Here is a 13,265-nt window from a genome sequence, read left to right as displayed (position 1 = left end):
GTAAGAGCGAAACCATAAGTAGCCGTTACCGCAGCAACGGATATGTACACAAAACAAAAAATCCAAAACAAAAAAAAGGCGACCGAAGTCGCCCAAAATGCCTTGCGTGCTCATGTATCCGAAAAGACCTAAGGCCTCTTACGCTTATTAGCGTCTTTCCAGATAAAAATTCCAAACCCTACAAAGAACATCACCATGAGGCCAACCGTCAGCACTCCGGCAAACACCACATTATCGAAAAACATGACCGGCCTCCTGCACTTGCCCTGTTGCGATAGGGCTAAGTTAACCAAGAAGACGAAAGAAGAAATTGACGAGGATCAATGTCGCCCGCGACGGAGCGTAAAGAAGGGAAATAACTGACCTGCATCAAACGATGCAGGCTATATCAACGCTTTTTCGGTTTGCTTTTCGGCTTTTTCTTGGGCTTCCCCAACGGCATCGCCTGTTCAAACGCCTGGCGCACTTCATTCAGTCGCTTGTCATTCAGATCATGAACACGTTTGGCCCGTTCGGCATTCAGGTCAATCAGCTTGTCATCGTCACTCATGGCTTGGCTTACGTAATGGCTTGGATGCCCCAATAATGCGTCCTGCGCCAATCCCGCGTAAACAAAATCGATGTCATCGCGCGCATTTGCCCGCAAAATCCCCCCATCCCACCCCCTCACACAGAGCGTTCGACGTGGCACTGCACAAGGACCTTCCCCCACTCCTGGCCCTGCGCGCCTTTGAGGCCGTGGCCCGGCATTTGAGTTTTATCAAGGCCGCCGCCGAGCTGTCAGTGACCCAAAGCGCCCTCAGCCATCAAGTGCAGAAACTCGAACAGCACCTGGGCAAACCGCTGTTTATCCGACGCACCCGCGCCATCGATCTGACCGAAGACGGCCAACACTACTACGACCAGATCCGCCCCGCCCTCGACACTATCGCCGCCGCCACCCGCCAGCAGCAAACACCGCCCGCCACCAGCGTACTGCGCGTCGGCCTGCTCGCCTCGTTCGCCACCTTGTGGCTGGCACCGCGCCTGGCGGGGTTTCTCAGCCGCTACCCGCACATCCAGGTGGAGTTGGTGCCGGCGATTCAGTTGGCAGATGTCGCCGCCGCCGAGGTCGACCTGGCGATTCGCTACGGCAAGGGCGACTGGACCGACGTGCAGGCCACGCGCCTGATGAGCGAAACACTGTCACCCGTCTGCAGCCCGGCGTTCAAGGCCAGCCAACTGGCCAATGGCCCGCTGCTGATGGCCACCTCGCACCGCCCTTTCGAGTGGACCGACTGGTCCCGGCATTATCAGGTGGATGTGGAGCACTACCCCAAGGCGCTGCTGCACGACTACAACATCGTGGTCGAAGCCGCCGTCGCCGGCCAGGGCATCGCCATGGGCCGCCACCGCCTGATCGAACGCAGGCTCAAGGAGGGCACATTGGTGGAAGCCTTCGACTGGCCGCCCTATCAAAGCGAGATCGGTTACTGGCTGATTGCCCCGCATGGCGAAACCAGCACGGCGGCCGCTTGTTTCAGTGAATGGCTGCGGGAAATCTGTGCCGACGCATGAGTTATTTCGATACGTCGAGTTAAATCTATCCGTTTGTCGGCGAAAATCGCCCCGCCCATGCTGAAGACTCTTTCCAAGAGGATTCATCATGAGCCACTCCATCTCACAACGCGTACAAGCCCTCGGCCTGAGCCTGCCGACACCCAGCCAGCCGATTGCCAACTACGTCAATTACGTGATCAGCCAGAACCAGCTGTTCATCTCCGGCCAAATCCCGCTGCTGGACGGCAAACCCACTTACATCGGAAGACTCGGCGAATCCATCAGCGAAGACGAAGGCGCCAAGGCCGCCGAACTCGCGGCGCTGGGCCTGCTGGCCCAATTAAGCGATGCCCTGGGCGATGACCTGTCGCGACTGGTGCGCATCATTCGGTTGGGCGTATTTATCGCCAGCAGTGGTGATTTCCAGCGCCAGGGTGCAGTCGCCAATGGCGCTTCGAACTTGCTGGTCAACGCCCTCGGCGACAAAGGCCGGCATGCCCGTACGGCCGTGGGCGTCGCCAGCTTGCCGGGCGGCGTAGCCGTGGAGATCGACGCGATTTTCGAGTTGCAGCCGTGACTGCGCTATCCCTGACCGAGGTCCGGGAGCTGCGGGACGAAACGCCGGGCTGCCAATCCGGCATCGTCCACTTCAACCACGCCGGGGCCTCCCTGCCCAGCCAAGGGACGCTCGATGCAATCATTGACCAGTTGCAGCGCGAAGCCCGCGACGGCCCGATGGAGGCCGGCGAACACGGCGCACTGCTGGCGGAAAAAGCCCGTCGCGCCGCCGCGCAACTGCTCAATGCGCCCGTGTCATCGATTGCCTTCGCCAGCAGTGGCTCGACCGCCTGGAGCATGGCGTTCCAGGCGCTCGGCCCGTGGCAGCCAGGCGACCGCATTCTGGTGGGCCGCCACGAGTGGGGCGGCAACCTGGCGAGCATGCAGACGGCCGTGCAATCGGGTGCACAAGTAGAAGTGATCCCCTGCGATGAAACCGGCGCGGTCTCCGTCGCCGGCCTGGAAGCCATGCTCGACGCCCGGGTGCGGTTGATCGACCTGACCTGGCTCCCCGCCAACAGCGGCTTGATCAACCCGGCCGAGGCCATCGGCGCGTTGGCCAGGCGTCATGGCATTGCCTATTTCATCGACGCCGGGCAAGCCATCGGCCAGGTGCCGGTGGATGTGCAAGCGCTGCACTGCGATGTGCTCAAGGGCGCCGGGCGCAAGCATCTGCGCGGCCCACGCGGGACCGCCCTGCTCTATGTGCGGCCGGACTTTCTCGAGCGCTTGAACCCGGCCCAACGCGATGTGTTTTCGGCGCCCTGGAGCCCTGCGGGATTTGACTTGCGCAACGACGCCCGGCGCTTTGAAACCAGCGAAGTGTCGTTCGCCTTGCTGGCAGGCCTGGGCAATGCGTTGCTGGAGGTCAATCGATTGGGGGTCGAGCGGGTCCGCGAGACGGTCCGGCTGTTAAGCGACACAATCCGTGAACAATTGCGCCGAATCGACGGGATTACCTTGCATGACCTGGGAACCAGCGCAAACCAGTCCGGCCTGATCGCGTTCAACCTGGCCGGCTGGGACGCCTTCGAGCTCAAGCGCCGCCTGGGCCTCAAGCGGATCAATATCGGTGCCAATGGCGTGCCCTACACTCCACTGGACATGCAGGCCCGCGAGCTGGACAGCGTGGCGCGAATCTCCGTGAGCTACCTCAATACGGCGCAAGACATCGAGCAACTGATCGCCGCCCTGCGCGAACTGCGGGATTAAACCTCGACGTCCACCCACAAGCCTTGCCGTGGTGCGTCTTCAATCAACGGCACCACCGGCACGGTGTTGTCGGCGTTGAGTTCGTCACCGGGAACAGCCAGGTGCTCCTGCGAGTCTTCATCGGCTTCGCGGCGACGCTTTTGCTGTTCCTGCTGGCGACGTTGCTCCTCGCGCAGCAGCAAAGCCGCTTCCTCGGGATCGCGCTTTTGCAGGTCGATGGTACTTTCGTTGGAGCCTGGCTGAACCGGCGCCACGGGCGGGATATCCGGCTTCTGGCGCACCGGGTCAAGCTGCGACGTGACCGGCACAACACTCAAGGGCAGCATGGGTGGCAGCATATTATTAGTCTCCTGTTCAGCAGACTGTCGGCTGCGTGGGTGACGACTTGAGCGTCAAGCCGCCAACTTGTGAACCAATCGTCATCTATCCGACGAAGATACCGCCCTTTTTCTTGCCGCTTGTAGCTTAAAGCTCGAAGCTGCACCTATTCCTTTTGGTCTGGAAGCCGTGTTCCGTTAGAATAGTCGGCTTTTTCACGGCGGGAGTCAGGCAGCATGGCGCAGCAGTATCAACCGGGGCAACGCTGGATTAGTGACAGCGAAGCAGAGCTGGGGTTAGGCACCGTTCTGGCACAGGACGGCCGCTTGTTAACCGTGCTCTATCCGGCCACTGGCGACACTCGCCAGTATGCGCTACGGAATGCGCCCCTCACTCGCGTGAGGTTTTCGCCGGGTGACACCATCACCCATTTCGAAGGCTGGAAAATGACCGTGCAAGAAGTCGACGACGTCGACGGCCTGCTGGTCTACCACGGCCTCAATGGGCAAAACGAGCAGGTCACCCTGCCGGAAACCCAGCTCTCGAACTTCATCCAGTTCCGCCTGGCCAGCGACCGTCTGTTCGCCGGCCAGATCGACCCGCTGCCCTGGTTCTCCCTGCGCTACCACACCCTGGAACACACCAGCCGCCAGTTGCAGTCCTCGCTCTGGGGCCTGGGCGGCGTGCGTGCGCAACCGATCGCGCACCAATTGCACATCGCCCGTGAAGTCGCCGACCGTATCGCGCCGCGGGTTCTGCTGGCGGACGAAGTGGGCCTGGGCAAGACCATCGAAGCCGGCCTGGTGATCCATCGCCAGTTGCTGTCGGGTCGCGCCAACCGCGTGTTGATCCTGGTGCCGGAAAACCTCCAGCACCAGTGGCTGGTGGAAATGCGCCGCCGCTTTAACCTGCAGGTCGCACTGTTCGATGAAGAGCGCTTTATCGAAAGCGACGCCACCAACCCGTTCGAAGACACCCAGCTCGCGCTGGTGGCCCTGGAATGGCTGGTGGACGACGAGAAGGCCCAGGACGCGCTGTTCGCGGCCGGCTGGGACCTGCTGGTGGTCGACGAAGCGCACCACCTGGTCTGGCACGAAGAAAAAGCCAGCCCCGAGTACTCGCTGGTGGAACAACTGGCCGAAGTGATTCCGGGCGTGCTGCTGCTCACTGCAACCCCTGAGCAACTGGGCCAGGACAGCCACTTCGCGCGCCTGCGCCTGCTGGACCCGAACCGTTTCCACGACCTGCACGCCTTTCGCGCCGAGAGCGAAAACTATCGCCCGGTGGCCGAAGCCGTCCAGGAGCTGCTGGACAAGGGCCGTCTTTCGCCCGCCGCCCACAAGACCATCCAGGGTTTCCTCGGCGACGAAGGCGAAGCGCTGCTGACCGCCGTCAACGATGGAGACGCCGAAGCCAGTGCCCGCCTGGTCCGCGAACTGCTGGACCGCCACGGCACCGGCCGCGTGCTGTTCCGCAACACCCGCGCCGCGGTGCAAGGCTTCCCGGAGCGCAAGCTGCACGCCTACCCGCTGCCGTGCCCGGACGAATACCTCGAGCTGCCCCTGGGCGAGCACGCCGAGCTGTACCCGGAAGTCAGCTTCCAGTCGCAGCCGGACGTCGATGAAGAACAACGCTGGTGGCGTTTCGACCCGCGCGTCGAATGGCTGATCGACCAGCTGAAGATGCTCAAGCGCACCAAAGTCCTGGTGATCTGCGCCCACGCCGAAACCGCCATGGACCTGGAAGACGCCCTGCGCGTGCGCTCCGGCATCCCGGCCACGGTGTTCCACGAGGGCATGAACATCCTCGAGCGCGACCGCGCTGCCGCCTACTTTGCGGATGAAGAGTTCGGCGCCCAGGTGCTGATCTGCTCGGAAATCGGCAGTGAAGGCCGCAACTTCCAGTTCTCCCACCACCTGGTGCTGTTCGACCTGCCGTCCCACCCGGACTTGCTGGAACAGCGGATCGGCCGTCTGGACCGGATCGGCCAGAAACATGTGATCGAACTGCACGTGCCGTACCTGGAAACCAGCCCGCAAGAGCGCCTGTTCCAGTGGTACCACGAGGCGCTGAACGCTTTCCTCAACACCTGCCCGACCGGCAACGCCTTGCAGCACCAGTTCGGCCCGCGCCTGCTGCCGCTGCTGGAAAACGCCGACGACGGCGAGTGGCAAGGGCTGATCGACGAAGCCCGTGCCGAGCGCGAGCGCCTCGAAGCCGAACTGCACACCGGCCGCGACCGTTTGCTGGAGCTCAACTCCGGCGGCGCTGGCGAAGGTGATGCGCTGGTGGAAGCGATCCTTGAGCAAGACGACCAGTTCACCCTGCCGATCTACATGGAAACCCTGTTCGACGCCTTTGGCATCGACAGCGAAGACCATTCGGAAAACGCACTGATTCTCAAGCCCAGCGAAAAAATGCTCGACGCCAGCTTCCCCCTGGGCGACGACGAAGGTGTGACCATCACCTACGACCGTAACCAGGCGCTGTCGCGCGAAGACATGCAGTTCATCACCTGGGAACACCCGATGGTGCAGGGCGGCATGGACCTGGTGCTGTCCGGTTCCATGGGCAACACCGCCGTGGCGCTGATCAAGAACAAGGCGCTCAAGCCGGGCACCGTGTTGCTGGAACTGCTCTACGTCAGCGAAGTGGTTGCTCCGCGTTCGCTGCAGTTGGGCCGTTACCTGCCACCGGCGGCACTGCGTTGCCTGCTGGATGCCAATGGCAATGACCTGTCGGGCCGCGTGTCGTTCCTGACCTTGAATGACCAGTTGGAAAGCGTGCCGCGGGCCAGCGCCAACAAGTTCGTGCAGGCCCAGCGCGACCAGTTGACGCCGCGGATCAACGCCGGTGAAGAGAAGATCGCCCCGCGTCACGCCGAGCGTGTGGCCGAGGCTCAACGGCGCCTGGCGGCGGATACCGACGAAGAACTGGCGCGCCTGACCGCGTTGCAAGCGGTCAACCCGACCGTGCGCGACAGCGAACTGGTTGCCCTGCGCCAACAGCGCGAGCAAGGCCTGGCGATGCTCGACAAGGCGGCGCTGCGACTGGAAGCGATTCGGGTGTTGGTCGCGGGCTAACTTCGCCGCCCTACCCTGACAAACAAAAGGGCCCGCGCAATGCGGGCCTTTTTTATTCACTGGGTTTCATCGGTGACCTTGATGCCCTCATCGCGGGCAAGCCCGGCTCCCACATTGACGGTGTACATCAGCAACAGCTCGGTCAAATGTGGGAGCGGGCTTGCTCGCGAAGGCGTCACCTCGATCTCAGGCAGTAACCGCCCTGGCCGGCACCTCCGCCACCCCCAACCCATCCTTCATCCGCTGGGCATCGCGCACAAAACTGCGGGACGCCTGGAACAGAAACAGCATGGTCAAAAACAGCGCCACCGGAATCAGGTACATGGCGTCATGCAGTCCCACCGCCTTGTAAGCCTCGGTCATCTGCTGGGCACCGTCGGCATACATCGCCGAATGGGCAAAATGATCCGACAACCCGCCCACCACAATCGGCCCCATGCCCCCGCCCAGCAAATACAAGCCGGCGAAAAACAATGCCATCGCCGTCGCCCGCAGGCGCGGCTCGACCACGTCCTGGATCGCCGTGTACACACAGGTGTAGAAGTTATAGGCAAACAGCCAGCCGACACTGAACAGCGCCACAAACACACCAATCTCGATCCGCCCCGCGTGCAACGCCCAGGCAGTGGTCACTGTAGAGATAATCAAACTGCACGCCGCGAACAGCAGCCGGCCGTTAGCGATGCGTTGATGGATCTTGTCGGCAATCCAGCCGCCCAGGGTCAGGCCCACCAGGCCGGTAATACCGACGATGACACCGGTGGCGACTGCCGCATCCTGCAACGGCAGCAGAAAATAGCGCTGCAGCATCGGCACCAGGAACGAGTTGCAGGCATAGGTGGCGAAGTTGAAGCACAACCCGGCCAGCACCAGCCAGAGGAATGTCGGCACCGCCAGCACCCGGCGAATCGGCCGGTCGACTTTCTCCTGGGAGACTTGCACGGCTTCCGCCGCGCCGCGCTTGGGTTCCTTGATGTAGAACATGAACACCGCAAGGATCAGCCCCGGCACCGCGGCAATAAAGAACGGCGCACGCCAGCTGTCGAACGCCTTGACCATCGCACCAATGGTGAAGAAGGCCAGCAACAGGCCCAAGGGCAGGCCCAGCATGAAGATCCCCATGGCCCGGGCACGGCGGTGGGCGGGAAACAGGTCACCGATCAGCGAGTTTGCCGCCGGCGCATAACTGGCCTCGCCGATGCCGATGCCCATGCGCACCAGCAAAAAGGTCCAGAAGCTGCCCACCAGACCATTGACCGCTGTCAGGCCACTCCACGCAGCCAGGCCCCAGCCCATGAGTTTGCTGCGCGAGCCGGTATCGGCCAGGCGCCCCAGCGGCAAGCCGGCAATTGCATAAACGATGGTGAACGCGGTACCGATGATCCCGAGCTGGAAGTCGCTGAGGTGCCACTCCATGCGGATCGGCTCGATGATGATCGCGGGAATGGTGCGGTCGAAAAAGTTGAACAGGTTGGCCAGGAACAGCAGGAACAGAATGCGCCAGGCATTCGCCGCTTGGGTCGAGTTCTGCATGGGTCCGTCTCTTTTATTGTTATGTGAGCCGCGATGCCAGACGCATCCGGAGCCCGGAACCTGCAATCTAGTCAGCCTCGTGGGGATTGTCTGTAATGATTCGTAAGTCTGATGTCACTCCATCGGGCGACCCGGGCGGTCATCCCTAATCATTTGGTTCTAGTTGTTTATAAACTCATCGCCAAATGATTAGAAGCAATCTGCCATCAATCCTTGTAACTCGCTCACGCTCTCTATACTGAAAGACGCAGTCAGACTAAAACTCTGTGACGGGACATGCTATGGAATGGCTTGGTTTGCATTTTTTTACCGACCTTCCGGACAGTGGGCACTTATTACTCAATTGCAGTCATAACCCCTTTCTGGTGCTACTGGCGTATGTAGTGGCGTGTGCAGCGGGCTTCGGCACCCTGGACATGGCCGAGCGGGTCGGCCATGTCGACAACCCCAAGGCTCAACGGCACTGGCGCTGGGTAGGCGCGGGCTGCCTGGCAGGCGGCATCTGGTCGACCCACTTCATCAGCATGCTGGCCTTCCAGGCGCCTATCGCGATTCACTACGAATTGATCATGACGTTCGCCTCGCTGCTGATCGCCCTGATCGCGGCGCTGTTCGCCATGCAAACCCTCAGTCATCCAAGGCTGCGCGCCCACCAATATGTGCTGGCGTCGGTGTGGATGGGGCTGGGTATTGCGCTGATGCACTACGTGGGCATGTCGGCCATGCGCTCCGAGGCGGGCGTGTATTTCGAGACTGGCTTGTTCCTCGCCTCTGTGTTGATCGCGATCGGCGCCAGCCTGGCGGCGTTGCTGCTGTCGCTGTACCTGCGCAACGGCACCGGCATGTTCCATCAATTGCTCAAGTACGCGGCCAGCCTGGTGCTTGGCGCGGGCATTATCAGCATGCACTTCACCGGCATGGCGGCCATGCAGCTGCTGGTACCCGAAGACCTCGTACAGTCGGCACTGCCGGTGGACAACAACCCGGTCCAACTGGGGCTGCTGGTGGCGGTCATCGCCCTGCTGGTAATTGGCAGCAGCATCAGTGCTGCCCTCGCGGACAAGAAGCTGCAACACAAGGAAACCGACCTGCGCCGGGTCAACGCCCTGCTCACCGAACTGGACCAGGCCCGCGCCTCGCTGCAACAGGTGGCGCATTACGATGCCCTGACCACCCTGCTCAACCGCCGTGGTTTCAACCAGATCTTCGCCGAGAAACTCGCGGAAAAAACCGCCACCGACGGCATGCTGGCGGTGATCTTCCTGGATATCGACCACTTCAAGCGCATCAACGACAGCCTCGGCCATGACGCCGGCGACGAACTGCTGACGGTGCTGGCCGGCCATATCAAAAGCTCGGTGCGCAGCCATGACGACGTGGTCGCGCGGTTTGGCGGTGACGAATTCTGCATCCTGATCAGCATCCATCACCGCGATGAAGCGCGGCACATGGCCCAGCGCATCATGCAGAAAATGAAAGACCCCATCGAACTGGCCGGCCGGCGCATGGTGATGACCACCAGCATCGGCATCAGCCTGTTTCCCGAAGACGGCAAAACCAGCGAAGAGCTGCTGAAGACCGCTGACCTGGCGCTGTATCAGTCCAAGGATGCCGGGCGTAACAGCCTGAACTTCTTCAGCTCCAACCTGAAAACCCGGGCCTTCCTGGAACTGCAGCTGGAAGAGGAACTGCGCGCCGCACTGCGGGGCAAGAACGAGTTGGTGCTGTTTTACCAACCGATACTTGACCTGAAAAAAGGCAGGGTCACGCGCCTCGAAGCCCTGGTGCGCTGGCAACACCCCCAACATGGCCTGCTGACCCCGGACCGGTTCATCGGCATTGCCGAAAGCAACGGGCTGATTGCCGAACTGGATCACTGGGTGCTGCGCCAGGCCTGTCACGACCTGAGCCTGCTGTCGGAGCAAGGCCACACTGAATTGGTCATGGCCGTGAACTGCTCGGCCCTCAACCTGACGCGTGACGAGTTGGCCGATGAAATCGAAAACGCCCTGCGCTTCGGCGGGATCGCGGCCAATCGCCTGGAACTGGAAGTGACCGAGAACGCGCTGATGGGCAATATCAGCAGCACCCTGGCATTGCTGCGGCAAATCCGCGCCCTGGGCGTGTCGCTGTCCATCGACGACTTCGGCACCGGCTACTCGTCCCTCGCCTACCTCAAGCGCCTGCCGTTGAACACCTTGAAAATCGACCGTTCATTTATCCAGGATATCCCCAAGTCGAACGCCGACATCGAGATCGTCCAGGCCATTATCGGCATGGCCCACACCCTGCACCTGCAGGTGGTGACAGAGGGCGTGGAAACCCTGCAACAATTTGAAGTGGTGCAAAAACACGGCTGTGATTTTGTTCAGGGTTACCTGCTCAGCGCTGCGGTGCCGTTGAGTGATATCAGCGCGGTGATCAACAGCCTGGACCAGAACAACCTGTTCAGCCTGCTGGGCCTGACGGGGGGTGACCCCGCGCCGAAAGATCCGCCTTCGGGTCGTGCGGGCCCGGCGTCCATCGTTCGGCCAATTCGCTGACGCCGTTTATTTGGCAAATCGCCATCATTTCACTAAAGAACCCCGACGAACGGCCGATTCATCAGAGTCCGGCCAGGCTTTCCCCTTAAAACCCTAGGGTTAAACCCTATCGCCCAGGACCAGGACGCACTGTAAAGTCGCGATCTCTCATTCTGTGATGGCTATTTGATACTTACTCAGCCATCCGTCCAGGCACATGGCGCACAATGACTTCTAAAAATAACTCTGCCACCGCGGTATCCGACGTGTTGCTGACAGCCCCTGCGGAAAAACCCTCAGGTTCAAAGTCATTGAGCACCGCCCGCCCACTGGCCACCCAGCAGTACCTGTACTTCACCGAAACCAACACCGACCGTATCCTCGACAACCTCGACGGCCTGCGCGACATGGTGTTCCCGCGCGCACCGCACATGGAAGTCGACGGTGAACTGCGCAATGAGCAGGAATTCCCCTCGGTGTGCCTGATCGGCCTGGGCCGCTGTGGCTCCAACATTGCCCTGGATGTGGCAGAGCTGGTGTACAACGCCCGCAAGTTCTACCTCAACGAATTCAGCAACGAAGACAAATCCACCGACAAGGGCTACCGCCCCGCCCAGTGGATTCGCAACAACCTGCGCCTGGGTTCGAACAAGGGCACCAAACCGGTGTTCCTGGTCGAGCCGCTGGTGATGCTGGGCGACCTGGACAAGGACATTGCCGGGCGCATCCGTTTCTCGCGCAAGGGTGAGAAAAGCGGTTTCCTGCGGGACTACAGCAAGATGAAAATCATGGACCTCTCGGAAGTCCATGCCGGTGGCGCCGGTAACGCGCCGATCCTTGGCCAGTACCTGGCCAAAATCATCCTCAACAAAGACACCCAACGTTTTTCCAGCCCCGACTGGAAGATGATCCACTCGTACCTGATCGACTCCTGCGGCATCAAGGCCAACCAGTCGCGCCTGTACTTCTCGATCTTCAGTGCCGGCGGCGGTACCGGTTCAGGCATGGCCTCGGAGTTCGGCCTGGCCCAGCAGCACTCGTACATGAACAAGACGTTCGACACCAAGCCCGCCGATGAACACGACAGCAAAAGCGGTCACGCCTTCGTGTTCGAGCCGATCTTCACCAGCGGGATTTGTGTGCTGCCGAACATCTCCGATCACCGCAGCGAAATGTCCGAGGCGCTGCACATCAACGCCGGGCGGCTGTTGTGCAAATACCTGTCGGAAGAATGGGACTTCTCGTACAACTTCGACAATGAAGACAGCAGCGAAGCCAGCGTGAAAGGCCGTATCCGGCCATGGAACGCGATGATGCTGATCTCCAACGACATCATGCGTTACGCCGAGGAAAGCGATGACGGCAACATCCAGAACATTGATGTCAATGCCATGGAAAAGCACGCCAACCAGTACATCTCGCAGCAGATCTTCAACATTCTGACGGCCCAGGCGGTTACCACCGACTACGACCAGAACTATTTCCGTCGCGCCGGGATCGACATTGGCGAGACCATCCGCCTGGATGCCAACGACCTGTTCATGAGCCTGGCCGGCCCGGTGGCGATTGCCTATGCCGAATCGGTGGTGCCGGAAACGCCGGCGCCTTCGAGCGACAAGTTCAAGGTGTTCGAAAAAGAGCCGCAGCGGCTGAACATCGACGACCTGTTTTTCCGTTCCATTGATCTGCCGCACTTCAACAAGGTGACCCAGGCGATCGAAGGCATCAGCCTGTTGCCGATTGAGTCCAAGCGGTACAAGGCCTCCCTGGAGCAGTACAAGAATTCCGGCTATGACGCGGCGGCGTTGCATGACTTGCACTTCTTCAAGAACTGCTCGTCGGTGGTGTCGATTGTGTCGTTGCCCAAGGATTACAAGCTGTCCTATATGGACCTGAATCGGCTCAAGACGCACCTCAACAGCCTGTTTCCCAATACGACGCTCAAACGGTATGCGCTGGTGATCGGGGCGTCGGCCAACTTGTCGCTCACGACCTTGATCGCTAAAAGCCCGTGCCTGTCGGATGATTTTTTGACGTTGATCGTGGCATTTATCAAGCGCTGTTTTGCGCGTAATCCGTATCGGTTTGATGACACCCTGGATAATTCGATCCTGGATTTCATCATCCATGAGGATTTTGATGAAGACCGGATTGATGAGCTGCTCAACGAGTTCGAGAACCCGGCGAAGATCCTGGATACCAACTGGTATGCGATCAAGCCGATGTACGAGAAGAAGTATCGTGAGTTGATCAACGACAAGGACAAGTTTGTGTCGATCAACGATATTCGTCTGTCGCGGGATTGTGTGAAGAAGGCGATCAAGTACCTGCGTGAGATTTATCGTCACCGGATTGGGAAGACCAAGGTTATTTCGCTGAATAACCATACCGGGAAGACGGCGTAGGCTTTGTTGCTGAGGTGGGGTGTATATCCGTTATTCAGGTAACGGCGACTTATGGTTCCGCTCTTACAGCGGCTCACTTTTGAACAGCGCAAAAG

11 protein-coding genes are annotated in these 13,265 nt (G+C 60.4%); 6 read left to right on the top strand and 5 right to left on the bottom strand.

Features of this window, described 5'->3' with window-relative positions; all coding sequences use genetic code 11:
* Positions 1-128 precede the first annotated feature (128 nt).
* Both ccoM and HX873_RS24830 read right to left on the bottom strand, forming a co-directional pair.
* On the bottom strand, positions 129-245 hold the full coding sequence (gene ccoM / locus HX873_RS31970; RefSeq protein WP_003210916.1) for a cytochrome c oxidase subunit CcoM: 117 nt from the start codon (positions 243-245) through the stop codon (positions 129-131).
* Between the two features lie 143 nt (positions 246-388).
* Positions 389-691: a hypothetical protein gene (locus HX873_RS24830; RefSeq protein WP_143495551.1), complete on the bottom strand. Its 303-nt coding sequence runs from the start codon at positions 689-691 to the stop codon at positions 389-391.
* On the opposite strand from HX873_RS24830, the gene HX873_RS24825 reads away from it, so the two are divergent.
* The 3 genes from HX873_RS24825 to HX873_RS24815 all read left to right on the top strand — a co-directional run bounded on the left by HX873_RS24825 (position 685) and on the right by HX873_RS24815 (position 3,309).
* Entirely contained in the window at positions 685-1,557 is an 873-nt protein-coding gene (locus tag HX873_RS24825; RefSeq protein WP_102368259.1) for a LysR substrate-binding domain-containing protein, read from the top strand. The genes HX873_RS24830 and HX873_RS24825 overlap by 7 nt on opposite strands.
* Before the next feature lie 88 nt (positions 1,558-1,645).
* Positions 1,646-2,116 (top strand): RidA family protein, encoded by a 471-nt coding sequence (locus tag HX873_RS24820; protein ID WP_003210913.1) that lies wholly within the window; start codon positions 1,646-1,648, stop codon positions 2,114-2,116.
* Entirely contained in the window at positions 2,113-3,309 is a 1,197-nt protein-coding gene (locus HX873_RS24815; RefSeq protein ID WP_177123345.1) for an aminotransferase class V-fold PLP-dependent enzyme, read from the top strand. The genes HX873_RS24820 and HX873_RS24815 overlap by 4 nt, the downstream gene beginning before the upstream one ends.
* On the opposite strand, the gene HX873_RS24810 is transcribed toward HX873_RS24815, so the two are convergent.
* A complete protein-coding gene (locus tag HX873_RS24810; RefSeq protein ID WP_008430424.1) occupies positions 3,306-3,647 on the bottom strand; it encodes a hypothetical protein in 342 nt (113 codons plus the stop codon). The genes HX873_RS24815 and HX873_RS24810 overlap by 4 nt on opposite strands.
* Positions 3,648-3,863: 216 nt before the next feature.
* Between HX873_RS24810 and rapA the strand changes: the two genes are divergently transcribed.
* Positions 3,864-6,710, top strand: a complete 2,847-nt coding sequence (gene rapA, locus HX873_RS24805) for an RNA polymerase-associated protein RapA (RefSeq protein WP_003210909.1) — start codon at positions 3,864-3,866, stop codon at positions 6,708-6,710.
* A gap of 56 nt (positions 6,711-6,766) precedes the next feature.
* Here rapA and HX873_RS31840 read toward each other — a convergent pair whose 3' ends face one another.
* Both HX873_RS31840 and HX873_RS24800 read right to left on the bottom strand, forming a co-directional pair.
* The gene (locus HX873_RS31840; protein ID WP_256349660.1) at positions 6,767-6,889 is read right to left on the bottom strand and encodes a hypothetical protein; all 123 of its coding nucleotides are present in this window, start codon (positions 6,887-6,889) and stop codon (positions 6,767-6,769) included.
* Positions 6,890-6,896: 7 nt separating this feature from the next.
* Positions 6,897-8,243, bottom strand: coding sequence for an MFS transporter (locus tag HX873_RS24800; protein WP_102605047.1), 1,347 nt, complete (start codon positions 8,241-8,243; stop codon positions 6,897-6,899).
* A gap of 281 nt (positions 8,244-8,524) precedes the next feature.
* Here HX873_RS24800 and HX873_RS24795 point away from each other — a divergent pair, with 281 nt between their 5' ends.
* Positions 8,525-10,786, top strand: coding sequence for a bifunctional diguanylate cyclase/phosphodiesterase (locus HX873_RS24795; RefSeq protein ID WP_023659115.1), 2,262 nt, complete (start codon positions 8,525-8,527; stop codon positions 10,784-10,786).
* 206 nt (positions 10,787-10,992) lie between these two features.
* Positions 10,993-13,170 (top strand): hypothetical protein, encoded by a 2,178-nt coding sequence (locus HX873_RS24790; protein ID WP_032898560.1) that lies wholly within the window; start codon positions 10,993-10,995, stop codon positions 13,168-13,170.
* Positions 13,171-13,265: the final 95 nt, after the last annotated feature.

Source organism: Pseudomonas sp. P7758 (assembly GCF_013386485.1).
Lineage (GTDB): Bacteria > Pseudomonadota > Gammaproteobacteria > Pseudomonadales > Pseudomonadaceae > Aquipseudomonas.
This window is presented reverse-complemented; position numbering and strand designations above follow the sequence as displayed.

Excerpts from the sequence above, each read along its gene's own strand:
- ccoM (WP_003210916.1), bottom strand. The coding sequence starts at position 245 with ATGTTTTTCGATAATGTGGTGTTTGCCGGAGTGCTGACGGTTGGCCTC.
- HX873_RS24820 (WP_003210913.1), top strand. The coding sequence starts at position 1,646 with ATGAGCCACTCCATCTCACAACGCGTACAAGCCCTCGGCCTGAGCCTG.
- HX873_RS24810 (WP_008430424.1), bottom strand. The coding sequence starts at position 3,647 with ATGCTGCCACCCATGCTGCCCTTGAGTGTTGTGCCGGTCACGTCGCAG.
- rapA (WP_003210909.1), top strand. The coding sequence starts at position 3,864 with ATGGCGCAGCAGTATCAACCGGGGCAACGCTGGATTAGTGACAGCGAA.
- HX873_RS24800 (WP_102605047.1), bottom strand. The coding sequence starts at position 8,243 with ATGCAGAACTCGACCCAAGCGGCGAATGCCTGGCGCATTCTGTTCCTG.
- HX873_RS24795 (WP_023659115.1), top strand. The coding sequence starts at position 8,525 with ATGGAATGGCTTGGTTTGCATTTTTTTACCGACCTTCCGGACAGTGGG.
- HX873_RS24790 (WP_032898560.1), top strand. The coding sequence starts at position 10,993 with ATGACTTCTAAAAATAACTCTGCCACCGCGGTATCCGACGTGTTGCTG.